The following is a 22894-nucleotide window of genomic DNA, read 5'->3' on the forward strand; positions in this document are numbered from 1 at the left end:
TCCTTCGTAAATTTAGTCATAAAAAACTGCACCTCCAACTGTTAGAGTGTGTCTAACAATTGGGGTGCAGTTCATCCATGCTCCGGCTTGTTCTATTTCATGTTATTTTGAATGAATTCTCGCTCCGACTTCTTCAGATACCTTAGTGAATTCTCGAAGGAATATAGGTAGATGGAGCGAAGCATCCTCAGCTTTTCTACTGAGCCATCCGCGATCACTTGCTTAATGGCCGGAATCATTTGGCTGTTCGTTACTCCGAATTTTCCCGGCTTTACAATATCTTCAATGGCAAGTGGTCGCTCTTCTTTGTCTTCATATAGTTCTTGCTTCAACTCTTGCGTATTGGCTTCATTTAATACTGCTTCCTGCTGTGACGAATCTTCTTGCTGATATTTGCTATCCCCTTGTTCAGGGACGATCTCCTGTTCCTCTTGAATAATCGGCTTTTCATTTGAATTCTCATTAGCTACCTCAATTGGAGTTGATTCTTCCATAACCGAGACTAGCTTTTCTTGTTGAGTTTGTTCTTGCCCTGTCTCTTCACGAACTTGAACTTCTTCTGCCTGATGCTCAATACTTATCTGCTCATTTTCACTTTGAGGCTGTTCTGGCATCATTTGTTCACCTTCCAGTCTAACCTGATTACTTCCACGGCTGTTTATGCCTGAAAGCCTATTCTTATTTGCCATCGCTCCAACTCCCATAAAACCGTATTTTTCTTGAGTCGGTCTTATCAACATGCTTGATCCTCATACACTATTTCTTCCGCTAAAACAGTAACTATATTGCTATGTATCTTCATTAATAAGTCAAAATTAAGCCTCCTAATGAATTTCTACACTACAGGCTCATAAAACTTATTAAAATGAAGTTATACTGAATGCTTTACGACAGTTTTCCCAATCCCTACCGATTGTCCAAGGGTTCTTCCTTATCCAGGTTACAGTCTGCTCCGGCATAAACTGTTCTGTGGTTATCTCTATCCGAATGATTTGTTCTGGACTCAAACTCGTAGATGTTGTAAAATTTGATCTTTGCCCGTTCACTAGGCGCCAAATCCAGCGGCGCACATCGTTTGCTTCGTTCCTCTTCACTTCTCGTTATAAAAATGCAACTCTCATATTAACCTTTTTTTGCTGAATGGCATCTGCAAATAACGGGGACAATATACCTTAAATCAAATCTTGCAGTTGTACAAGGAATCCAGCTGTTCCTTTTATTCTCCACAATTCGGACAATTCTTCATTTCATTCGTTCTCCTCTTCGATTGGTATATGTTGCTACTTCCAAATAGATCATATCACAAAAAAATAGATATTTACATCTTTTTGTAGAGTATGCTCCGTGGACGCCCAATTACAAACACAATGATAATGATTACAAAAAGAGGTATTGCCTTGAAATCAGAAGCAATTTTTGGCCAAGTATTAAAGAACATTCGCAAGGAGCAGAAGGTAAGCCAAGAAGAACTGGCGTTCCGCAGTAATCTTGATCGAACATACATATCTATGCTTGAACGAGGAATTCACCAACCAACTTTAAATTCATTGCTTGCGATTGCTGCGGCGCTGGATATGAAGGCTGCTGAGTTGGTAGGATTGGTTGAGGAGCAAGTAAACCTAAAAAACGGAGAGTCCCTTGAGTAGGACTCTCCGTTTCTTAATTTTAAGAACTCTGCTTTGCCAAAGGTTTGCTGTATAAAGCCAATTACTAAAAGATATAAATAAAACCAACATATATGTCGGTCAAATATTTCCACTATCGGACCGGCGATTTCGCGATCTGGTCTACCAGATTGCGCTCCAGCAACTCATGACTTCATTTTTGCTAAAGCGTAGAACCAGAAGAATCAAACATCTGTTTTATCTCAACTGCAGGATTGGATCTCTAGTTTACCTAGTTACATCAAGGGTTCGTTTAATTGTTTAAATAGCGAAAGTTGAGATGAAGTTAAATCAGGTCTGACCAACTAAAGGACTCAATGCACTGATCACTCCAATACCCCAATAGTTTCCCATTTAAACGAAATTTCTGAACGGATACCTGCTTCATCAGCTAGATCTATCAACGCTTGTTGCAAATCCTCTTTGTTTACGTAAACATAGGGACTTTTCCAACTGGATTCCAACTGCAATGAACGAATCTGATTCGGTTTGATTTTCGGGAAATTATAGACCCATTGTTGAAGATCAGATTCAGGAATATCAGACTTCACATTTTCACCGATAATGTCCAATACGTTTCCCCATTGGGAAATCCCTTGAAAATCCCCCAATTTCTCAATGATCTGCTTGATCACTTGCTGCTGTCGATCGTTACGTGCGAAATCGGAGGACTCCCGAGTCCCTTGATTTGATTTACGATACCTGACATAGTCGAGCACTTGTTGACCATCAAGAGTCTGCAAGCCCTTTTTTAAATCGATATGCGTTCCGTCGGCGGAATCGTTATATTTCATATCCATGTCGACATCGATTTGCAGTCCGCCAAGTGCGTCCACCGTCTGCCGTAAGGCATCAAAATTCAACACGACCATATGATCAATTGGAAAACCTAGCAAATCAGAGAAAAAACGTTTTGTATTAGGAATAGCCTCTGACTTATCCTTTATATAGTAATATGCATAATAATAATTGGATTTATGAGCAGGCAACGATTTAGGTTTTAGCAGCAAATCACGCGGCAGGGACAACAAACTAGCAGATTGGGTTTGTGGATTGAAACTGACAAGCATAAGAACATCTGTATTCATCACCCCACCACCACCATCCCGACTATCTACACCCGCCAAAAGAAATGTCATGGGTTGAATCGATTCCTTCTTTACATAATCAATCGGATCATCAGCCAGCTTTGGAGCTGCCACACGTTGAATCGCAGCATCCGCCTTATAATATATATACCCCGCATAGATTCCAACTCCAAGTATCAGGACGCTTATAACAAGGTAAATGCTCATCATAACTTTACGAATTGCTTTTCTCTTAGGTTTGATAGACATAATTTCCTCCACTCAATTCTAATAATATTCAATTTTTGAGTTTAGAAGCTTTTTTATAACTTTTCCAAATATTTTTCTCGATTTTTTCATAAAGATTGATGCCAGCGTTCAAACATTTATGAGCTACAGACCATCGATGAACCATTTGATAAACCATAAATGCACTAATTACACCAATAAATGCTCCTGTGATGACATCAAAAGGATAATGAACACCATTCCAAATTCGGGAGAATGAGATCAAACCTGCCAATACAAGCCAAATTACGCCATCTTTCTTACGAAACAACCATATACCTGTTGCGATTACAAAGGCTCCAATCGAATGATCGCTTGGAAATGAAGCGTTAGGGGCATGTTCAATTAATTGGTTAACCGTATGATGGACAAAAGGCCTATCCCTATAAAAAAAGTGAGAAAGTATACTACCAACACCAAATCCAACACAAGCTGACGAAAGAGTTGTTATCACCATTTGCCTGTTCTTATGGATGCGAGTAAACCAATAAACAATAATCCCCAGGTAAAAGAGGTATTCCGCTTTTTCTGATAAAAATCGCATGAATGGATTTAATGCAGAGAATGTTACTGCCATTTGATTGATGAATTGAAATACGAGATCATCTGTTTGAGAAATGCCCAATTTCTTAACCTGCTTTCTATTTATGTAATAATAAGGTTGTCTTTAGTTCATCTATATAGATATCGTTTTTATGAAATTTGACACTTAACACCAAACCAATTGCAATCATATTACTAAGTAGTGAGCTGCCTCCATAACTTATGAACGGTAAGGAAATACCCGTCAGGGGTACCAAACCGATATGCATGCCTATATTAACGAAAATTTGAAAGACTAACATTCCTATAAGCCCGGTAACAAGATATGACCCTGCAAGTTCTCTACTATCTTTGACGATATGAACCATACGATATATGAGAAGGAAATATAACAGTAACAGCACCGCAGAACCCAAAAAACCATATTCCTCGCCTATGACCGCATAGATCGAATCGGAATACGCATAAGGAACAAACCCTCTACGTAAAAAAGATACGTCACTTCCAGTCAATCCTCCCAAAGCTATCGCATATTGTGCGTTTTTAACATGCCATGATTTATCGGGATCGCTGGCTGGGTCAAGAAAACTCTGAATTCTTGACATTTGATGAGGCTCAACAATCTTGGATAACAATTCGAAATTGGCATAGTATAGCCATAATATGATGCCTACCGTAATGATCATAATACTGATGAACAGAATCATATATAATGAACGGATGTTACCCATCCACAGCATACTAAGCAGTGCACCCACAAAAACTAGAGAAGTGCCTAAATCCGGCTGCTGCATGATTAAGATGATAGGAATCATGAAAATGATACAAATCGGTAATATATCTTGAACAATACGAAGCTGAGCTCCCTCTCGCTTGCCTAATAAATGAGCAATCAGAAGCACTGTAAATAATTTAGCTAATTCAGATGGTTGAAGCTGAAAACTTCCAATACTTAGCCAACGAACAGCACCGTTAATGTTCTCTCCGGTAAACTTGACAAGAACCAGCATCCCTATGCCAATTCCATAGAGAACGTAGGATATCTTACCTAACAGAACTTTATAATCTAACAATGCGAGTACCAGCATAGGAATGCAGAATGCACCGAATAGATATAAATAACTTATGTGAAGGCCTTCTAAATTCGTATCCACTGTGGCTCCATAAATAGCAATCGTACCAATGGCAACAAGACACAATATAATGAACAGCATGGATTTATCTAGTTTTGAAATTATGTGGGTTATAAACATGATGAGTACCTCTATTTTGTTGAATTTCTGTAGGAACACCCCTAAAAATGAACATCACAAATAATCCGATGAGCGAACATACGCCTTGTTTCATGACGTAGTGCTACGGACTATTGTGTTTTATGATGGCCATCGGAGACAATCAGGTCGGCCCTTATTTTACCGTTCAAATCATAGGACACCTCCCTCTTGTTAACTACAATCCTTGGGAAGGATTACTCAAGATCGAACTTACCGTGATACTCCTTCTTGGATAACAGCATCAATTTATCTTCACTCAAGCCATAAATGTCCAGACCATTTCCTGCAGCCCCTAATGACCAGCCAAGCACGAGCTCGGATCGACCGTCCTCATCGATATCTGGAAATCCAGCATACTCCAAGCCGTAACCAAAGCCCTTGATTTCCGATACGATTCGCCACTCCTCATTATCTTGCTTAAATAGCGCCGCTTTTAACATTTTACCTGTCGCTTTATTCTCTTCATATACAACGACAGCCTCATCGATACCGTCCCCGTCCATATCTCCGAACGAGATATCATTACCGTCTTTTCCCTGCGTGGGAACTAACAATTGAACCTCGTCAGGTAGTAATTTGATAAGTTCATGGCTGATTTTGTCTCGCTGAATACTTGCTTCTGATAACGGAGGCTTAATCATATCTATTGGTGTTGCGGGAATCCCACATCCTCCGAGCAACAATAACGCAGTCGATATGAAACCTATTCTAATGAGTTTGTTGAGCATTCCGATTACCAACTCCTCGATTGTCAAGGTTATTTACTATTCTATCTTTGAAAGGGAACGAAGTGGTTATGAAATAGTTAAATTTATTTTTTCTTTTATCGGCAAGTAGATCTGGACTGTCATACCCTTACCTACCTCACTAATTATGCGTAATTCTCCATGATGTAACTTAATGATCTCATCTGATATCGATAGACCCAGACCACTGCCAGGTGCATGTGGATCAACTTTGTAAAATTTTTGCAGCACATTCTCTAGATCCTCCTCTGCGATTCCTGAGCCAGTGTCCTCAACGGTAATAACGACTTGTTCTTGAGCTGTATAAGCGTGTACAAGAATTCGACCAGTGGCATCTGTAAATTTGAGTGAATTATCAATTAAATTAATTAGTACTTGCTTCAAACGATTCTCGTCTGCATGAATGTTAGGGAGATTCTCCTCTGCTTGTATTTCGAGTGAGACTCCTTGCCGAGCAGCTCTTGGGGCAAGTTGTCTACCCACATGATGCAATAATTCTGATAGATGGACAGGTGCTGAGTGTATGACAATCCTTCCGTTATCCAGTTTAGAGAAATCTAACAGTTCTTCCACCAAACAAGTTAACCTGTCGCTTTCTGATTCAATAATATCCAATCCTTCTTTAAGGATTTGCTCGTTGTGATTCCCACTCGATTTCAGCGTGATGGCCCAGCCTTTAATTGACGTTAATGGCGTTCGCAGTTCGTGGGACACGGATGAAATAAAATCATTTTTAAGCTGTTCGCTCTTCAAAATTCTACCTGCCATCATATTTAACGTATCAGCCAAAGAACCCAGCTCATCCTGATAGCGTTTATGTACTCTTATGCTGAAGTCTCCTTCTGTCATCTGATCTGCCGCCTGTTTAAGATCCTTAATTGATCTCGTTATGGTCCGAGACAACAATAGTCCAAGAACGGTAACAATCGCAAGAACAAACAGACCTACACAGATCAGTACGATTGAAATACGATTAACTGTCTGTAGTGTTTCAGTCAAGGAAGTGACAAATCTGACTTCTCCCACGATGATATCATTGGCTCGTAAGGGATAAGATACCGCTAATATCGCTTCTTGGGTGGAAGGGTCCTTGCCCCTCCATGTGCCGGGTTGTCCTTGGAGTGCAGTTCGTACATCTAAATACGTAGTCATGTCATTGCCGCCTGGAAGTCCGGTAGAGTCCTGCAAAAGTCGGCCTGAGGAATTAATAATCTGTACTTGCGCATCCGAGTTATGTGCAAACCCCTTTAATAATCGATACGATTGTTTCTCCAGATCTTCATCGGCAAAATATTGCTGAAAAAAAGAAGCAGACAGCTCCGCTTGATTCATCAGAATCCGCTCAACATTATGAAGATAATAATATCTCACGTAAACCATGAGAAAAATCTCAAGAATGAGAACAGTGATACAGATGACCACAAAATAACTTCCTACTAATCTTTTCTGAATACCCACTTCTTAACCGTCCTTCCTGAAGCGATATCCTACTCCCCATACCGTTTCAATCCAATGTGGCTTGGAGCCATCATCTTCAATCTTTTCCCGTAACTTTCGCACATGAACATCTACTGTTTTAGGATCTCCAACATAATCCTCTCCCCATACGAGATTTAATAATTCATTCCGGGATAGTGCTGTATCGGGATGTTCTAGAAAGGTTCTAACTAGTTGAAATTCCTTCGGCGTTAATTCAATAAAGATGTCATGTTTGAACACTTTATTGGAATTCAGATCCATCCGAATTGGACCGGATTGAATCACGGATCTTTGCGGTTTTAGAGCAGTTTCTGTTCGGCGCAATATCGCATTAATTCGTGCTACAAGCTCTAACGGATTAAACGGTTTGACAATATAATCATCAGCTCCGATTTCTAATCCTTTGATCTTGTCCAGATCTTGTCCGCGGGCAGTTAAAAAGACGATAATGACCGCAGGCTCTATCTCTCTTAACTGTCGGCAGATTTCAAATCCATCAGCATCTGGCAGCATAATGTCCAGAACAACAACATCGGGTCGATTCGTAGTGAAGAGTTGTATCGCTTCTCCTCCAAATGCAGCCTCACTCACCACAAATCCGTTATTTATTAAATTTATCGATACAAAACGTCTAATATGTGCATCATCTTCAACAATAAGTACTTGATTACGATTAGCGGTATTTATAGCTTCCACCCCCATAACTCGATTTCTAACACGTAAAAACGCAAAAAAAGCCCCCCCTGTAAAGAGACAGCCTTGTACTCCGATCCTTATTCTTACCTGTGTAATTATTACATGTGGATATTACTCTAAATTGATTAACTTGTCAAAAGCTTCTACTGACCAAGGAATCCTGTCAACTGGATTATGAGCGTGTTGCAGCAAATACAGTGACCTTTCCTTGGTAAATCAATTGGGGTATATTATTCGTTGTCATTGGGCATATTGCTCCGTAATAAACCAGTACATGTTCTTGAAATTTTATTTAGGCCATTTCCAGCGAGGAGAGAGCAAAGCCGTATCTTAGCAACGGGGATCCAATGAGAACAGCAATGGTCTTTTAAGAGAATTTATTCCCAAAGGTCATGGCTTTGCTGGTATCTCGGATGAAGTGTTAGCTGAGGCCGCTGGCTCATCAAAAACCGCCCCCGTAAGTGCTTGAGGTGGAAATCTGCTCACGAAGCCTTTATGGAGGAGTTATCGTACTCAGCTTGACAATCCGTCGCAGAAAAAAGGACTACTACAGATGAAAGTACACACCCTCAGATAACCCTATTGAAAAATTACGTCCACTATTTTGATCACTATTACACACTCGATCGCGAATATAAAAAAACAGCTTCCTAAGAAAACAGATAACTTAAACTCACCCCACTGATCCTTCCAGAAACGTCTGCGGAACAAGGAGATGATATCCGGCGTTAACGAGTATTGCACCGACTGCTTCAGATCGTCCACATTATCAAAAATCCGTCTGTAGATCCACTTGTATAACGGAATGTTAAGGATAAACAAAACAACATAAACCACAAGATAGAGTATACTGCACCATCGCCTTTAACTGTAGTATTTTTCACAAGCTTTATTGTTAATACACTGCTATCTAAAAATGCCTCCACCAGATCCCCGCGCACTCCGGCACCGTGGACCATTGATTCGCTATGATCTTGTCAGTTAACGCTTGACCGAAAAAGAACCCCGTGCTCCGCTGTGCCTCTTCGACCGACTCAAAAACATAATCCGTCCGAATCCACCGATGGCTAAATCCGTACTCCTGCTCTAATCCAGCATAATAATCGGTTAGGAAATGAGGGGGATTCGGCGTCTCCGTTCCGGTTCCCATCGTTTCCAGAATAATCATCGTTCCGCCCGGCCTCAAGACACGCCTCAGTTCCGCCATGACAAGCCTCAGATTCTCACGGCCATCCTCTTCGCCTGAATTGGCCAAATAACTAATGCTCCAACCCGATACAATCAGATCAACACTCGAGGAATCAACCGGCAGGATGCGATGATCAGCGACTACGGTAGTCCAATTGCGGAAATCATAAGCTTCAAATAATTTCTCGTCCAATATATGTAACATCGGCTCGGATATATCGGTACAGATCAAGGATCTTACGTCTGGAGCAAGCAGCATGGATATCCGCCCTGATCCGGCTCCCAAATCCAGCACATCCAGTCCCTCATAAGGCTTTAATTCACGAATAATCTTGGATAAGTCGGGCTGTTTGCTAACCATGGCCTCATAGGCTTTAGCCTGTTGGCCGTAAATTTCATCAATAGACACCACGTATACCCCCTCCTAAATCGGAACGATTAATCTCGCTTTTCCAACTCGCTTATCAGCTTGTCGATCCGATGAAAGTCTTCTTTTGCATCCTTACATATCGCCCTCATCACTATGCCGGCAACTAGCAGTATGATGGCAATCAGCAAAAAAATAACCGTAAGTATGCTGCCTCTTAAGTCATTCGTAAAATTGTAAGCAAGGATCTCGGAGAATTGGCTGGTCATAAACGCAATCATCGTTGCAATAAAGAACAATGCGCTCAAGCTAAAAAAGACGATGGAGCATTTTCTTGTCCTATCGAAATAAGTCATGTGATCCTCCTCTCGAAACCCAAATACACGCCTAACATTCCCCTCGTGTCGCTCGCTTACTGTTCAGGAGCCCTTGAATCAATCTGTACAGGAAACACAGCAAAAGCGAGAAAGCCAACATCATAAAATATGTATTCCAATTGAAGAATTGATTGTTCATTTGGATCGATAAAATACCGGACGTAATGGACTCTATATGAGGCCAATCAACATAACCATTTTTCGATTCAAATGCTTCTGCCTGGATTTCTCTATAGATTTCAAGCCTATGAAGCTGATATACATACCCCGCGATGATGTAACCAACCAGTACTGTAACGAACAAACTCAATCTCCCTACAGATATCTTCGCATCTTGGAACACACGAATCCATTGATACACCATCAGCAGAATAAGAATGATTAGCGGGATGAACAGCAATATGACAGGATTTCCGTTTCCGGAACTGGTGCCGGGTCGTGGTGTCATGGCATGTCCGAACAGAACCAGGATCAAACTGACAAGCATATTGACGAGTAGACCGGTGAATCGTTTAATTTTCAAAAGTCATCATTCCCTCGCTCAAGCTTCCTTGCAAAACCCTATAATTTCTTCATGTACAACCTCAGGTATCTCATGATTGATCGCATGGCCAGCACCCTTCACGATACGGTACAACATCCCATTCGACTTCAGTCTGGCAAGTGATTTCGGATAATAACTGAGCAAATCGTGATCACCGATAACAAACAAAGTCTTGCTGCGGATCGACTGAATTTCGGCTGGCGAGTGGATGGTAACAGTATGCTTCATCATGGAGCGATTGTTAAAGTACTTCAGCAGATAGTACCAGTGCTGCATAAGGTCAGGTTTACTCTCAAATACATCTGTGCGGGTGCCGCACAGCTTGCGGAGCAGTTTCCGTGTATTTCGTTCTGAGGGAAACAGAGCCTCCGGCATGAATGCCTTCATCATTTTGCCCATCACTTCAAACTGACTGCCGGAAATCCCTCCAGCCATACATACCAGCTTTCTTACTCTGTCTGGTCTGGCAATGGCATAATATTGAGCAAGGGCAGCCCCATAGGATACCCCAGTAATATAGGTAGACTCTATATTCATTGCCCCGAGGATTTCATCCAGCCATTTCGCACGATCAAAGTCTCCAAAATACTTATCATTCGGTTCGCTTTTTCCCGAGCCGCCGATGTTATCCACAGCGATAACGTAGAAGCTGCGGGACAGCTCCTCCATGTTATAGATCCACATCATGGCTGCGTTATCGCCCGTTCCATGCAGTAACAATAGTGGAGGTTGATCGGGAGATCCTGCCGTAATAATGTGAGTGTCACCATATGTTGTAGGAATCATCTGTGGTACATGCTCTACATTCCAATCAGCCAACAACCGGTCATAAGATTCATAGATGAGCTTTTGCCCATCTTCGGTTTTGTATCGTTTCAATACCTACACACCTCCATCACTTTTAACTCTTTAGCAAGTGCTAACCCTCATGATGTTCGGCATAAATATGAATCAATTCTTCCAGCTTATATATGATCCGATACGGCTTTACTTCTATGGAATCATCCCACTCTCCATCTCGCGTACACCATATTGCCTTAATACCGCACCCTGCTGCTCCGACAATATCATTATGCGGATGATCTCCAACATACCAAACCTCTGCTGGCATTACCTTGAGCTGATCAAGAGCCTTCATATAGATCTGTGAATCTGGTTTTTTGATGCCAGCCTCTTCAGATATCACGATTGAATCAAAATATCCACTTATACCGAGTTGATGGATCTTTGCCTGTTGTACTTGTACGGTTCCATAGGTAATAATCCCAAGCTTTAGTCCCTTAGACTTCAAATAACGCAGCACGGAATGCAGCTGATCCATCGGCTGGATACATAGGGGGATCTGTTCCCTGAAAAATGACAAGTATTCATCAGCCGTAGGCGGATTCACCCACTGAAGGTCTTGAATCATTATCCGGTACACTTCTTGTTTATCCCGATAGCCATTATGATCCGCTTCCTTGAAGCGTTTAGCTATCTTATGCTGAGTATGTTCATCGGCATTAGGAAAGTATCGGTCAATTAATCGTTGAATGAACAGGTCAATCGTAGCCCTTCTGTCCGTCAGCGTTTCATCCAGATCGAAGATAATTGCTGTTAGTATCTTGAATACCTGCTTTCCCGCTGCCGGGGTTGTAAGAATAGGACTTGGCTGTTTTTCTACTTAGGCAAGATTTCGTAATTTTTAACATAACCACGTTCGTCAAAGTAAATAATGAGACGCTCATTCGTGTAATCGGTCCTTCTTTTTGATCCGAGATCATACACGACCTGACCTTCATCGTCCTGAACCCGCTTAGCATTGTCATTAGCACCAAGACGATTCATAACCTCCGTATGGGTTAATCCGATCAAATCATATTTCTGCAAGAAATCGTCCACCATTATCGCTCTTTGGTCAGGATAACCGACCCAACGGTTATAATCGAAGCGCTGCTGAGATTGGTTATCACTCAAAGCATAGATTGAAAACCCTATGAGAAATACACCTATAATACCTGCAATCCAATAGTGCATGGTGTACAATTTACTCCATGATGTTCTTGATATGAGATAAAGAATAAGCAGCAGCAATAGGACGGGTAAAGCTACTAAAGATACCGACTCGAACGACAGCGCAATTCGATAATGGTAGATCAACCGGATAATAACGCTGATGTAAACCACCATGTATATTAGTAATACCGTACCAAGTACAGCAGCATGCGAATTCCAACGTAACTGTTGCTGGTTTACTATAGGCCACTCACCTCCCAACTAAATCAGATCCACTTATGGTAAAAATTCATCAGCAACTCAGTACACAATCTTCTCATCGTCCTTAACTCTCACTTCGATCGTGATGCTGCCCACTTTGTCCTGATCGCGACCCAGATGCTCAATGATTGAGCTGTGTCATTACTCCAAATCCTTATTCCCTGTTCACTTCAAAATGAGCACGCTCTCCCTTGGCCTTCATGAATATATGCCTCGGATATTTCACTGCCGTAGGGGGCAGCTGCGCTTCTGGATAAAACACAAGTTCCGCCATTTCGTCATTCTCTTGATCCAGCTTGCCGCTCGTCACGCTGCACTCAAAAACAATCGTCAAGTACTCCACCTGATGACCATTAGTATATGTATACCGGCGTTCCTCTCCGCCATAAACCCCAATGATTCGTTCAGGAATGATGTCAAGTCCCGTTTCTTCCTTCGCTTCCCGAATCATTGCCTCTGCCGGCGACTCTCCCAGCTCGATGGCACCCGCCACGAGTCCCCACAACTCTTCGCGATGCTTCCTGCCGAACAAAATATGATCCTCATCATTTCGGATGATTCCTGCAACAGAAGGCATAAATATTAATTGATTCCCGATCTTGTCTCTTAAATCTTTATAGTAATCGGACATTCCCATGGGTAGTACAGCTCCTTTGAATTCATGATGTATGATAAGGACGAAGCTTAGCGTTTATCGCTCTTCTAATAAAGTATGCCTAACATGTATGGCGCTGATTAATGCGTCGGTATCGCGTTTTCTCGGATCACTCCTTATGTAACTTTAGGCTTTCACGGTTGATAATAGAGGTAATCTGCGCGATATGATGCCGGTTGTGCCATACAAATCGCTGCAAAGCGATATCCAGTGTGATGCTGCCGAGCACTTGGGTTCTCATCGTTCTTCTAAAATCCTCAGGCTGAAGTTCTTTAAGCAATACAAGCAACCGGAAATGAAGTGTTTCCAGAAGCGTAAGCGAACTCTCAACAGGAACCTCTCTGTAGTCACTCAACTCAGCCCATAAATCCTCCCGATACGAACTTGCTAGGGGATCATTCTCGGTCAATGCACGTTTAAAACGCAAGTATGCGTTCATATCATTATCAGCCATGTGGTGAATAATCTGCCGTATGCTCCATCCACCATCCCGATAAGACTGATCCCATTTCGGCGGCGCAAGATTGATAACAATCTGCCGAAGTGTCGGTACAATCGAAGGCACCTGATGAATGTATTGCTGCCTGATTTCCTTGGTAGGTTCTTCATGAGGTATAAACGGACCAATCGGATAACGGATGGCATCCACTTGATATATCCTCCTAACGTTCACGATTACATCAAAGTTGAAATCAAAGATGCCGGATTAAAAAGAGTAAGCGGGTGCAACACGCCATTCTTGAGGTTCTCTACGATCTGTCTCATCACCACTGGATCCCGAAAAACCATGCAATGATCCTCGAATACATCAGACATCGGGACCCATCGGCCATCCTGAATCTCGTCCGTTGCCCATTGAAGAGATCCCCCTACCACCTGTCCCGTAAAATGGAACATGATGACATGGTGATTCAAACTGCTGAGAAAATGATACACGCCTGTCGTGCCTGTCAATTCGGCCTCATAACCTGTTTCTTCCCTCACTTCTCTTCTGGCTGCTTCTAGAATAGCCTCCCCCGGCTCAATCCGCCCACCCGGGAAATTCCATGTGTCACGAACGAGGGGTTTATTCTCTTGGATCAGGAGCACTTGATCCTCCTGGAGAAGAGACACACTCATCACCAGAACAATATCTTTTTTCATTTAACAACATTCCTTTGCGTTTACCTTACATAAACGTAAACCCACCTTGGGTGTTAGCCACGAGGCGGGTTCTTAGAAGTTATATCTGCTGCTTAACAACATTCTATCCTGAACGCTTATAATGCGCAATCACGCCTGATTTGCAAATAGGCCATACAAGACCATGCCCAGATTGTACCCAATTAACTAAATAGCTTTGCTTCTATTCTCCTCCTTGTTTACAATGGATTACGTTAAGCTGCCCAAAATCAACTCAAGGAGGGGGCCCTTTTGAACATACTAATTGTCGAAGATGATGTATTCATAGAAAAGCTGCTGGTTGCCTGTGTACGTGAAACCGCTCCTTCCGCTCAGGTGTATACAACCGGTAAATCAAGCGAAGCTTTGGAGCTGGCAAATAACCATCCTATGGATATGTTTATACTGGATATTCAATTGGAAGATTACAAAGGCACCCAGCTTGCCCAACAATTGCGTTCAGTTGATAGGTATGCCTATACCCCGATCATTTTTGCAACGGCTCTTGCGAATGAAGAGCTCACCGCCTACCGGGAAATTAAATGCTACAGCTTTTTGATTAAACCCTTTACCAAGAATGAAGTGATCAGAGTTCTGCAGGATACAATTCGCTACTGCCAGCATCTTGCTCTGGAGGAGCAGCATAAGCCCAAGATCCTTCGTATTGAGCAGAAGAGTTTTATTTTCGAATATGACCTGGAACACATCGTATATATCGAATCGTACGGTAAGCATTTGGAGCTTCATGTAAAAACTGATGGTACAACAGTCCGAATAGACCGGCTCTCGGGACTCTCGATGAAAAAAATGCTGGAAATGCTTAGCGATCATGCCGAATTTCTTCAATGTCACAAAAGCTATATTATTAACACTGCGTATATTTCTAGAATTGATAAGTCTGCGTCGCTCTTGGAACTATCGGGTGTCAGCGAATCCATACCTATTGGCAACAAATTCAGAGATGCTCTGTTAAACAGAGGTTGCGAATGATCTATTTTCAAATACTGATCGACTCTCTCATCATGCTTGTTCTCTGCTATGCACTTGCGGGACAGCCGCTTCGTCTTGAAAAGAATGTTATGATGTGGTTCCTCTGTTTTCATGTGCTCTGCTTGATGTTTCGATATCAGGTGTTTGGTGGTGTTTCTCTCTGGGGTAGCTTTGAGATTAACAACTATGATTTGCTGCCAGTGAACAATCCTGTTCTCTTATTGACGCTGCTGATTATTGTGTTCATTCTGAACAGTTCGCTCATTCGCCCCATGTCTAATATGAAAGTAATTACGGTTTCGTTCCTGAGCTTTCTGATTTGGGTTCTGCTGCGTACATTCAGTATTGTCATGGCAGGTCTCATCCTTCCAAGTGAAGCAGTGATGTTTCCTTACATCCACCGAGCTGCTACACTTCTGCTGGCTTTAGTTTTGTACTATGTGCTTATCGTGAAGCGAGGGTATAACTTCCTGGGAGACTACAGCGGGATATTCACCAAAATCATGCTCATTCAGTCCGCTGCCACCGTCCTTGGAATGATGGTGTACGCCAATTTCGAAACGTCCTTTGTCACCCAGAATTTGCTGTTAATCCTGATTGTCTTCTCGCTTGTCATCAGCATGAATATCTGGATGATCTATGAATACTTCAAACGATCACGCCAGGATAAAAGGATTTCTGCAATTGAACAATACTTGCCGGTCATTGATGAACTGGTATCCGAGGTGCGTGCCAGACAGCATGAATTTCATAACAAGCTGCTGGCTATTCATAGTATCGTGGAGACCGCATCATCTCTGCCCGAAGCAAGGTCCCAAATCTCAGCCTATACACAGGATGTCATCCTAAACAGCGATGTGCGGGAAATCTTGCAGCTTGATAGCAAAGTCATCGGCGGGTTTCTATATACAAAAATGAAGATGGCTGAACTGAAGAAAATGACGATTCTCCCTCATATTCACGTCCGTCTCGTGTCTATGCGCACGGAGGAGCATCAGCTTGTCGAAATCCTCGGCGTGCTGATTGATAATGCGCTGGAGGCTTCATATCCAGGGGATACGATTATCGTGACAGCCAAGCGGGCAGAGCAAGGCGAGCTGACTGAAATTACAGTGATGAATCCGTATCCCCCTAAAACCAGCATTGACTTCAAGCAGATGTTTGCCAAAGGGTATACGACCAAGAACCGATCACACAACACGCGTGGATACGGACTATATAATGTGGAGCAAATCGTTCTTCAGCATCACGGCAAAATCATTGCCCGCAACACCGAATACCAAGGTATCCCCTACCTCTCAATTGGTGTACGAATTCCATAAGAAGCACGGTTCAAGCAAGGGTTTTACGGGAACGAAAAGCGTTCGTTCCTGTAAAACCCTTGTTCGTTCTGAATCTATTGTACAGCTGTAACAGACAAGCTATAGTGAAGACCACAAGGAGGTTATCATTTCATGAAGAATTTAATGCTGCTCGAATGGAGCAAGCTCAAATGGCCTGTTCTGATCTCCATGATTGGATTAACCCTAACCGTTTCCGTTTTGACCGGGACTCTATATAAGGGGTACTCCCTCGAGCACGATCTGGAAGCGTGGGAGATCGGAATTGAGATTATTGTCTTTCTATTCCCCCTGGTCGCTGTAATTCCCGTCTGTTGGCTGATGTATTTCGAGCGAAAAGACCAATTCCTGATGTATACATTGCCGCGGGTGAAGAAGAGCCGATACTTGTGGTCCAAATGGATTGTGGTAGCGAGCAGTTCCTTTCTCATCATGTTCATAGCGATGTTTATTGGTGTCATCACGGCATTGTATTTCAAACCGGAAATCACCCCGGTCTACGGCCTTGTGGATACGGCGACGGGGAATACAATTCCAAGACTTGAACTTCAACATTTCCTGGGCTCGTTGTTCGTTCATCATCCATTGGCTTACGGGATGTTGTTAGGTCTATGGCAAGGCCTGCTCTCCGCGATCATAGCTACCCTAGGATTTGTCATATCCTTGTTTGTTCGGAATATCTTTGTCATTCTGACAGGACCTTTTATCTATGTAATGCTGGAGAATTTCATCCTTTCCTTGCTTCGTTATGAGTCATTTCGAATCTATATCAGCTTCAACCCGGAATTCTATAACGCTAGTAAATACGGCTATTGGCCGCTGCTTTTCGGTCCGGCGCTTGTCTTGCTTGTATCGGCACTCACCCTATTCTATTTTGCCAAAATCAAAAAAGTCACGGTCTACCCGTCATAGGAGGGATGCCGTATGAGAGCCATTTTCATTCGGGAAATACAGCGGTTTCTGTCACCTAGGCTCCTGCTTCTGATACTGGGCTGCATCTTATTCAGCCTGGCAGAACGTAAAGGATACTCCCAATCCTATGATAACTTTGTGTTGTCTATGCTCGTGGAACATTATTATATAACCTTTTTCATGACTCCTGTATTTCTGTATATCTTGTATGCTCATGTGGAAGAGGACTTGGACTATGTGTTGATTCGGATCAAGAATTATCCACGTTATTTCGGAATAAATACGGCCGCGATGACTGTAAACGTCTCATTCTTCGTTCTTCTTCAATTAGCTGTGTTCATAATCGTCGGCATCGGCTTGCCGTCCGGTTCGGATTTCCCGCTGCCTGATTCACAACAATCTTCGCTCTCGGTTTTGTGGTTTCTTAGCGACTATTTCCAGTATCCTTGGCAGGCTGCCGCTGTGTCAGTAGTACATATGATCATTGGACTTATCGTGCTCAGCTTCTGTTTCATGACGCTTCATCACTTTTCGGAGAGAAGGACCGTAGCCATCATTACCATAACGCTCTATTTTCTCATGGTATATGGCATGAAGTCCAAGCACCCAGAGCTCACCCGAATTCCGTTCATTTTTATTAATAATTATATCCTGTTCTTCTATAACCTGACCTACCCCTATGCTTTATGGATCAGCTACATCTCATTAGCGATAATGGCGGGTGGTTCTGCCTTCTTGATCATTAAATACTGGCACACACGTCCACAGAGCAACTGGGGAACGTTGCTGCCCCGAGGATTCTCGGCTTATCTGGGAGCTCAGCTCTTTTCACGCAAAAATATAGCCAGCCTCCTCGTATCCATAATCGTGTTCAGCTTGTGGAAACTGCTGCAAATACGTGCTTTACCAGAAAGCACTATGACCGATTACATGATCTTTATGTTCTGGGGACATGGACACGGCTATTTTGAGCCGAAGGATTTCATTTCAATGATAATCATGAACTCCTTGCCGATTTATCTGCTTGCGCTCTTTTTGGAGAATGAAAAAAAGGACCACAGCATGATGCTAACCGTGCGCCTTCGGTCGAAATGGCTCTGGGGAGCCTCCATCTTTCGCATGAGCAGCTTATTTCTCATCATGTACACTCTACTGTTAACTAGCGGTACTCTGCTCGTTGCAAGCACCAGCGGTTTGCCAGCTGGCGAAGGGCAGCTTATACCTGGCCTGTCGATGGGAACGGCTGAAATTTATTTATATCTTCTCGTAGCGAAGCTGCTTGAGCTCTTGTTCCAATTCCTATTCCTGTTCGTTATCTATTTATGGAGTCGCCAGGCGACGGCAGCTATGGTCGGTATACTGATCCTGTATGGATTATATCTTCTTCCTTACCCATGGCTTCAATATATCCCGGTTGGCATGTCCAGTTTGGTGCAGCGTAGTGAGTTTGGAACCGCTATGGATTCATCTGCGCCTGGACTTTCGGGGAGCTTTATCCTGCTCTATCTTGGAAGCCTGGTGATCACATCAAGTCTTTATGTATTGTTAGCCGGTTATAAGAAACGCTTTCGTTAAATTAATAAAACTATAGAGAGGTGAAACAACATGGCGGAGATTATAGTAGAGGGCGTATCCAAGGCTTTTCATGGTATCCCTGTCCTGTCCAATATCCATCTGGAGGTTGAACAAGGCTCCACGATCGGAATTGTCGGTGCTAATGGCAGCGGGAAGTCCGTTCTCTTCAAGATCATTTGCGGGTTCATTGCTCCAAATCAGGGCAGAGTGTATATTCGCGGCAAACAGCTGGGTACCGAGCTTGATTTCCCTGAGAATGTTGGGGTATTTATCAACTCCCCAGGCTATATCGGCATTTATAGCGGGTTCAAGAATCTGAAGTTTCTTGCCGACATTAATCGTAGAATTGGCAGCACCGAGATCAAGGAAGCCATGAAGCTTGTTGGGCTTGACCCTGAACTTAAAACCCATGTCGCCAACTACTCACTTGGTATGAAACAAAAACTCGGCATCGCGCAAGCGATTATGGAGGGACAGGATATCCTCGTCCTGGATGAACCGTTCAATGCACTGGATTATCAGACCTATAATGATATGAAAGAAATTATCAGAGGCTTAAAAGCAGAAAATAAAACCATGCTGCTAACGAGTCATAATTATGATGATTTGGAGTCTTTGTGTGATACTTTGTACATTATTCAGGGGGGCCATATGGAGCTCCTTACGGAAGAACTTAAGGAAACCTATTTTCGAAGACGATAAATTATAAAAAATCCCCCTTGATCGCTTGGTACGCCATCTAAGGGGGACTGCTTATTATACCGATGTGGGTTTATATTGAACTCCTAAACATTGCTTCGCGATATAGAAAATTTGGCCCATATGCTCTGAATAATGCGTGGCGCATTGATGCAGAATGTCGAGATTGCTCCGCTCCTTGCCCCTAACCATTTGTACCCGCTCAAAGTCTTCGTTCGTCATGGATTTTACCGTATCAATAAGATATTGAAAACGGTTCTTAAGGATCTGAATGAGATCGTCTCTGCTTACAAATGTCTGGGTCAATTCTTCCTCTCGGTTCCGGGTAATATCCTGTTGCAGAATCCCTTTTGTAATCCTCTCTTGAATGTTGCCTTCAATGTGCCTGATCAACGTGGATATGCTTAGACTTGAGTGATTAGGCTGCCAATTGACCTGCTGATCATTTAACTGTACCAATACGTTTAAGGTACGGCTGCGAATATTCTCAAATTTGTCCTCCAGCCACTTTCGGTTGAAATCATGCTCCATTATGCAACACTCCTTCTTAAATAAGATTAAAATAAGTTATTTCACGGCTTCATCGCTCTCCAAATATATTTATGTTCTTGTATGCCCAATTGACCATCAATTTGATGCTCCCTAATCTTGGCTTCTAGCTCGCCCTTTCGTTCTGGTAAGGTGAAGTCGGGGTTACCCGGCGTATCCGACAAGTACAATGCGAATTCATGCGTATCCGGGAAGTAAGTTATGGCTTCGTTATACTCCTCAATTTCAATATCAATGTAACCATTCTCGGACAATCGTCTTCTAACGGCAGTCACATCCGTATGTATACCGATAACCGTACCGCCGGATATCAATAGTCTTGGATGATCTAGAATCGAAGTAGGGCCTCTGCGATCATAGATGAGATCGAACTGTCCGTCTTGAAAAGGCATCGCTGTCTTCGTGGTAGCATGAACAAATTCCACATTTCGAATTTCGCTGCTCTCAAGCAATGACTTAGAAATCCTGATCATCTCTGCGGAGTTGTCAAATCCAATGATTTTGCCAGTATGTCTCGACATCTTCATCGTGAACTCGCCATGCCCGCAGCCAGCATCAAGCACCGACTGGAACCGTGGCAGCATCTCCACTAACCGCTGTTCAAAGACATCTTCTGCTGATCTCCCAACGATCGTGCATCTCGCCCTTCCTCTGTACCCTCCGTTTCTGCGTGCGATCATGTCATACCAATCCATACCCATACGATACCTCCTCCCTGATAGTCTGCAATGCATCCACAACCAAGTTGGGCAAAACTGTAGCGACATGATCATGATCAAGCACAACCGGTAGGTACTGAACAACCGATATATATCTAATGAATTAAAATATTACCATTTTGTTCCGCAATGTCAACGTTTACATTAGGAATTTTTATAAAAAAACCGATTATGTATGATACTCGATACATGCTAGGACTTTACCTTAACGGATTTTTATTCCAAATTTTGGCGAGTAAAAAGGAGTGCTCAACTGTTATAAACAGTATACACTCCCTTTTTATTTGAAATTAACTATAGCTTCAGTGTCGCTACCGATTCATCCATAGACCAAGGCATAACACCGATTTCCTCAAAACCCGCTTTAACGTACAACTGTCTGGCCAGTTCGTTCTTCGGGTCAAAACTCAACATCAGCACGTCCGTCCGGTCAGGTTTATTTCGGATCTCTTCGATTATAAATTGTAAAGCCTGTCTTCCGTAACCCTTCCGCTGATGGTTCCCATCAATCATAAAACGGTAAATCCAATAGTTACCGTCATCAGAATCCAAACCATACAACGTGAATCCGACCATGGTCTGATCATCATAAATAGCCATCGCTTCAAAATGTTCGAGAAACTGAAACTGCGCGATAGAATACAGATTGGAGGCAATAAATTTTTCCTGTTCGGGTTTCGCTTTCAGTTTAATGCATTCGGTCCAATTATCTTTATCAATAGGTTGCAGCCTAATCATGTCGATCTCCTTCAGACTATCATTAATCCATAACAGTGTGTGATTGAACCCCAAGGACTTCATTAATCCCCGTCAATCACCTGATCATCCAAATTGTACCATGTGATGGTACAGTTATCTCGGAATAAAATGATTTAGACTAACTTTTCCTATCCTTAATTTCCTCTCATGTTCGTGTCTTATTGAGATAATGCTTCATTTCCAGTGAAGCATATTTTGCAAAACCTTCGTAAAAGTCGATTTCCTCGATATTCAAATGGCTGTATGCTGCTGGTGCTCCAAAATATCCCTGTGGCGTCATATTTCTCGCAATCTCGCCCCCTGATTGCCATAACTTCAAATCTTCCAATGATAAATTCGTAGGTTCCAGTTTATCGGCAACTTGCGTATCAACAAGCTTGGGAAAATACTTGAGCATGCCCGCTGTACTGCTCTCCCCTGCATGGATATCCAAATATGCAGATTCAGGAAGATCTGGAAGTGGAACATCAAATACCAGGAAATTCTCGTCTTCTTTGTCCAATCCCAGATCATCTGCAATCCAATTAGAGATGACGGAGCGGATATCAAGACCATAATTCTTTCTCCCTTCCACGATCGCCTCATATAGCGCTGCCCCATTCGCTTGATCTCCATGAATATCTACAAGGAACACATGTTGAATTCCCCAACGATACAAGCATTCGAACATATCGAGTAGTACATATTTGACCGTTACCTTCCTGGAAGTAAACGATCCGGGAAACGCTCCCGTAACATGGTTGATTCCCCAATAAAATGGAGGTGTGATCAGACATTCAATATGACTCTTGTTCAGTTCTGATCTCATTTTGTTGCATATTAAATGGCTTCCATACACATCTGTTCCTGTGGGAAGATGGGGACCCTGCTGTTCAATTACACCTGATGGGATAAGTGCTACAGCCCCCCTCTCAATACTCTTCTGTACTTCCATCCAACTCATATCAGCCATCGTTCCCGCAAATATCGAATACGTCATGGTATCGCCTCCTGTCCTCATGTCTGTATTGTATGAGGATTCCCAAAAATTTCAAGTCTGTTTTTAT

At 42.7% G+C, this 22894-nt stretch carries 27 protein-coding genes and 1 pseudogene; 7 read left to right on the plus strand and 21 right to left on the minus strand.

Annotated features, from left to right (window positions below):
* Window positions 1–92: 92 nt before the first annotated feature.
* Window positions 93–740 carry a hypothetical protein gene (locus tag AM231_RS14080; RefSeq protein WP_054403101.1) on the minus strand — a complete coding sequence of 216 codons (648 nt, stop codon included), beginning with the start codon at window positions 738–740 and terminating at the stop codon, window positions 93–95.
* Between the two features lie 657 nt (window positions 741–1397).
* Between AM231_RS14080 and AM231_RS14085 the strand changes: the two genes are divergently transcribed.
* Window positions 1398–1646, plus strand: a complete 249-nt coding sequence (locus AM231_RS14085) for a helix-turn-helix domain-containing protein (RefSeq protein WP_054403102.1) — start codon at window positions 1398–1400, stop codon at window positions 1644–1646.
* 344 nt (window positions 1647–1990) lie between these two features.
* Here the strand turns inward: AM231_RS14085 and AM231_RS14090 are convergent, their stop codons facing one another.
* The 7 genes from AM231_RS14090 to AM231_RS30345 all read right to left on the minus strand — a co-directional run bounded on the left by AM231_RS14090 (window position 1991) and on the right by AM231_RS30345 (window position 7949).
* Window positions 1991–3001, minus strand: a complete 1011-nt coding sequence (locus AM231_RS14090; RefSeq protein WP_054403103.1) for an LCP family protein — start codon at window positions 2999–3001, stop codon at window positions 1991–1993.
* A 28-nt stretch (window positions 3002–3029) separates the two neighbouring features.
* Window positions 3030–3596, minus strand: coding sequence for an undecaprenyl-diphosphatase (locus AM231_RS14095; RefSeq protein WP_082341709.1), 567 nt, complete (start codon window positions 3594–3596; stop codon window positions 3030–3032).
* A 64-nt stretch (window positions 3597–3660) separates the two neighbouring features.
* On the minus strand, window positions 3661–4815 hold the full coding sequence (locus AM231_RS14100) for an FtsW/RodA/SpoVE family cell cycle protein (RefSeq protein WP_054403104.1): 1155 nt from the start codon (window positions 4813–4815) through the stop codon (window positions 3661–3663).
* A gap of 215 nt (window positions 4816–5030) precedes the next feature.
* Window positions 5031–5564, minus strand: a complete 534-nt coding sequence (locus tag AM231_RS14105) for a hypothetical protein (RefSeq protein WP_054403105.1) — start codon at window positions 5562–5564, stop codon at window positions 5031–5033.
* Between the two features lie 66 nt (window positions 5565–5630).
* A complete protein-coding gene (locus AM231_RS14110; protein ID WP_054403106.1) occupies window positions 5631–7040 on the minus strand; it encodes a sensor histidine kinase in 1410 nt (469 codons plus the stop codon).
* A gap of 3 nt (window positions 7041–7043) precedes the next feature.
* A complete protein-coding gene (locus tag AM231_RS14115) occupies window positions 7044–7763 on the minus strand; it encodes a response regulator transcription factor (RefSeq protein WP_054403107.1) in 720 nt (239 codons plus the stop codon).
* 105 nt (window positions 7764–7868) lie between these two features.
* Entirely contained in the window at window positions 7869–7949 is an 81-nt protein-coding gene (locus AM231_RS30345) for a hypothetical protein (RefSeq protein ID WP_340390707.1), read from the minus strand.
* A gap of 142 nt (window positions 7950–8091) precedes the next feature.
* On the opposite strand from AM231_RS30345, the pseudogene AM231_RS29970 reads away from it, so the two are divergent.
* Window positions 8092–8279, plus strand: a pseudogene (locus tag AM231_RS29970) (transposase); the annotation flags it as partial.
* A gap of 388 nt (window positions 8280–8667) precedes the next feature.
* On the opposite strand, the gene AM231_RS14120 reads toward AM231_RS29970, so the two are convergent.
* The 9 genes from AM231_RS14120 to AM231_RS14160 all read right to left on the minus strand — a co-directional run bounded on the left by AM231_RS14120 (window position 8668) and on the right by AM231_RS14160 (window position 14287).
* The gene (locus AM231_RS14120) at window positions 8668–9354 is read right to left on the minus strand and encodes a class I SAM-dependent methyltransferase (RefSeq protein ID WP_054403656.1); all 687 of its coding nucleotides are present in this window, start codon (window positions 9352–9354) and stop codon (window positions 8668–8670) included.
* A gap of 29 nt (window positions 9355–9383) precedes the next feature.
* Window positions 9384–9668, minus strand: a complete 285-nt coding sequence (locus AM231_RS14125; RefSeq protein ID WP_054403108.1) for a hypothetical protein — start codon at window positions 9666–9668, stop codon at window positions 9384–9386.
* Window positions 9669–9699: 31 nt separating this feature from the next.
* Window positions 9700–10212: a hypothetical protein gene (locus tag AM231_RS14130; protein ID WP_054403109.1), complete on the minus strand. Its 513-nt coding sequence runs from the start codon at window positions 10210–10212 to the stop codon at window positions 9700–9702.
* Between the two features lie 18 nt (window positions 10213–10230).
* On the minus strand, window positions 10231–11112 hold the full coding sequence (locus AM231_RS14135; protein ID WP_054403110.1) for an alpha/beta fold hydrolase: 882 nt from the start codon (window positions 11110–11112) through the stop codon (window positions 10231–10233).
* 40 nt (window positions 11113–11152) lie between these two features.
* On the minus strand, window positions 11153–11875 hold the full coding sequence (locus AM231_RS14140) for an HAD family hydrolase (protein WP_341271621.1): 723 nt from the start codon (window positions 11873–11875) through the stop codon (window positions 11153–11155).
* A gap of 17 nt (window positions 11876–11892) precedes the next feature.
* A complete protein-coding gene (locus tag AM231_RS14145; protein WP_131724741.1) occupies window positions 11893–12402 on the minus strand; it encodes a hypothetical protein in 510 nt (169 codons plus the stop codon).
* Between the two features lie 241 nt (window positions 12403–12643).
* A complete protein-coding gene (locus tag AM231_RS14150) occupies window positions 12644–13126 on the minus strand; it encodes an NUDIX domain-containing protein (protein WP_054403113.1) in 483 nt (160 codons plus the stop codon).
* 127 nt (window positions 13127–13253) lie between these two features.
* Entirely contained in the window at window positions 13254–13793 is a 540-nt protein-coding gene (locus AM231_RS14155; protein WP_054403114.1) for a YfiT family bacillithiol transferase, read from the minus strand.
* 26 nt (window positions 13794–13819) lie between these two features.
* Window positions 13820–14287, minus strand: coding sequence for an NUDIX hydrolase (locus tag AM231_RS14160; protein ID WP_054403115.1), 468 nt, complete (start codon window positions 14285–14287; stop codon window positions 13820–13822).
* A 270-nt stretch (window positions 14288–14557) separates the two neighbouring features.
* Between AM231_RS14160 and AM231_RS14165 the strand changes: the two genes are divergently transcribed.
* The 5 genes from AM231_RS14165 (at window position 14558) to AM231_RS14185 (ending at window position 19824) form a co-directional block, all read left to right on the plus strand.
* A complete protein-coding gene (locus AM231_RS14165; protein ID WP_054403116.1) occupies window positions 14558–15295 on the plus strand; it encodes a LytR/AlgR family response regulator transcription factor in 738 nt (245 codons plus the stop codon).
* The gene (locus tag AM231_RS14170; RefSeq protein ID WP_054403117.1) at window positions 15292–16617 is read left to right on the plus strand and encodes a sensor histidine kinase; all 1326 of its coding nucleotides are present in this window, start codon (window positions 15292–15294) and stop codon (window positions 16615–16617) included. The genes AM231_RS14165 and AM231_RS14170 overlap by 4 nt, the downstream gene beginning before the upstream one ends.
* A 132-nt stretch (window positions 16618–16749) precedes the next feature.
* Window positions 16750–17547, plus strand: a complete 798-nt coding sequence (locus tag AM231_RS14175) for a hypothetical protein (protein WP_054403118.1) — start codon at window positions 16750–16752, stop codon at window positions 17545–17547.
* A 12-nt stretch (window positions 17548–17559) separates the two neighbouring features.
* Window positions 17560–19122 carry a hypothetical protein gene (locus AM231_RS14180; RefSeq protein WP_054403119.1) on the plus strand — a complete coding sequence of 521 codons (1563 nt, stop codon included), beginning with the start codon at window positions 17560–17562 and terminating at the stop codon, window positions 19120–19122.
* 30 nt (window positions 19123–19152) lie between these two features.
* Entirely contained in the window at window positions 19153–19824 is a 672-nt protein-coding gene (locus tag AM231_RS14185) for an ABC transporter ATP-binding protein (RefSeq protein WP_054403120.1), read from the plus strand.
* A gap of 54 nt (window positions 19825–19878) precedes the next feature.
* Here the strand turns inward: AM231_RS14185 and AM231_RS14190 are convergent, their stop codons facing one another.
* The 4 genes from AM231_RS14190 to AM231_RS14205 all read right to left on the minus strand — a co-directional run bounded on the left by AM231_RS14190 (window position 19879) and on the right by AM231_RS14205 (window position 22827).
* Window positions 19879–20352 carry a DinB family protein gene (locus AM231_RS14190; protein WP_054403121.1) on the minus strand — a complete coding sequence of 158 codons (474 nt, stop codon included), beginning with the start codon at window positions 20350–20352 and terminating at the stop codon, window positions 19879–19881.
* A gap of 41 nt (window positions 20353–20393) precedes the next feature.
* Window positions 20394–21071 (minus strand): class I SAM-dependent methyltransferase, encoded by a 678-nt coding sequence (locus tag AM231_RS14195; RefSeq protein ID WP_054403122.1) that lies wholly within the window; start codon window positions 21069–21071, stop codon window positions 20394–20396.
* 312 nt (window positions 21072–21383) lie between these two features.
* A complete protein-coding gene (locus AM231_RS14200; RefSeq protein WP_054403657.1) occupies window positions 21384–21827 on the minus strand; it encodes a GNAT family N-acetyltransferase in 444 nt (147 codons plus the stop codon).
* Window positions 21828–21993: 166 nt separating this feature from the next.
* On the minus strand, window positions 21994–22827 hold the full coding sequence (locus AM231_RS14205; RefSeq protein WP_054403123.1) for a creatininase family protein: 834 nt from the start codon (window positions 22825–22827) through the stop codon (window positions 21994–21996).
* Window positions 22828–22894: the final 67 nt, after the last annotated feature.

The organism is Paenibacillus solani, assembly GCF_001277345.1.
Classification (GTDB): Bacteria; Bacillota; Bacilli; order Paenibacillales; family Paenibacillaceae; genus Paenibacillus_AQ; species Paenibacillus_AQ solani.

Coding starts and splice junctions, on each gene's coding strand:
- AM231_RS14160 (WP_054403115.1), bottom strand. CDS start 14,287: ATGAAAAAAGATATTGTTCTGGTGATGAGTGTGTCTCTTCTCCAGGAG.
- AM231_RS14200 (WP_054403657.1), bottom strand. CDS start 21,827: ATGATTAGGCTGCAACCTATTGATAAAGATAATTGGACCGAATGCATT.
- AM231_RS14095 (WP_082341709.1), bottom strand. CDS start 3,596: ATGGCAGTAACATTCTCTGCATTAAATCCATTCATGCGATTTTTATCA.
- AM231_RS14115 (WP_054403107.1), bottom strand. CDS start 7,763: ATGGGGGTGGAAGCTATAAATACCGCTAATCGTAATCAAGTACTTATT.
- AM231_RS14205 (WP_054403123.1), bottom strand. CDS start 22,827: ATGACGTATTCGATATTTGCGGGAACGATGGCTGATATGAGTTGGATG.
- AM231_RS14185 (WP_054403120.1), top strand. CDS start 19,153: ATGGCGGAGATTATAGTAGAGGGCGTATCCAAGGCTTTTCATGGTATC.
- AM231_RS14195 (WP_054403122.1), bottom strand. CDS start 21,071: ATGGGTATGGATTGGTATGACATGATCGCACGCAGAAACGGAGGGTAC.
- AM231_RS14180 (WP_054403119.1), top strand. CDS start 17,560: ATGAGAGCCATTTTCATTCGGGAAATACAGCGGTTTCTGTCACCTAGG.
- AM231_RS14090 (WP_054403103.1), bottom strand. CDS start 3,001: ATGTCTATCAAACCTAAGAGAAAAGCAATTCGTAAAGTTATGATGAGC.
- AM231_RS14175 (WP_054403118.1), top strand. CDS start 16,750: ATGAAGAATTTAATGCTGCTCGAATGGAGCAAGCTCAAATGGCCTGTT.
- AM231_RS14145 (WP_131724741.1), bottom strand. CDS start 12,402: ATGGTGGTTTACATCAGCGTTATTATCCGGTTGATCTACCATTATCGA.
- AM231_RS14100 (WP_054403104.1), bottom strand. CDS start 4,815: ATGTTTATAACCCACATAATTTCAAAACTAGATAAATCCATGCTGTTC.
- AM231_RS14190 (WP_054403121.1), bottom strand. CDS start 20,352: ATGGAGCATGATTTCAACCGAAAGTGGCTGGAGGACAAATTTGAGAAT.
- AM231_RS14125 (WP_054403108.1), bottom strand. CDS start 9,668: ATGACTTATTTCGATAGGACAAGAAAATGCTCCATCGTCTTTTTTAGC.
- AM231_RS14170 (WP_054403117.1), top strand. CDS start 15,292: ATGATCTATTTTCAAATACTGATCGACTCTCTCATCATGCTTGTTCTC.
- AM231_RS14150 (WP_054403113.1), bottom strand. CDS start 13,126: ATGGGAATGTCCGATTACTATAAAGATTTAAGAGACAAGATCGGGAAT.
- AM231_RS14080 (WP_054403101.1), bottom strand. CDS start 740: ATGTTGATAAGACCGACTCAAGAAAAATACGGTTTTATGGGAGTTGGA.
- AM231_RS14105 (WP_054403105.1), bottom strand. CDS start 5,564: ATGCTCAACAAACTCATTAGAATAGGTTTCATATCGACTGCGTTATTG.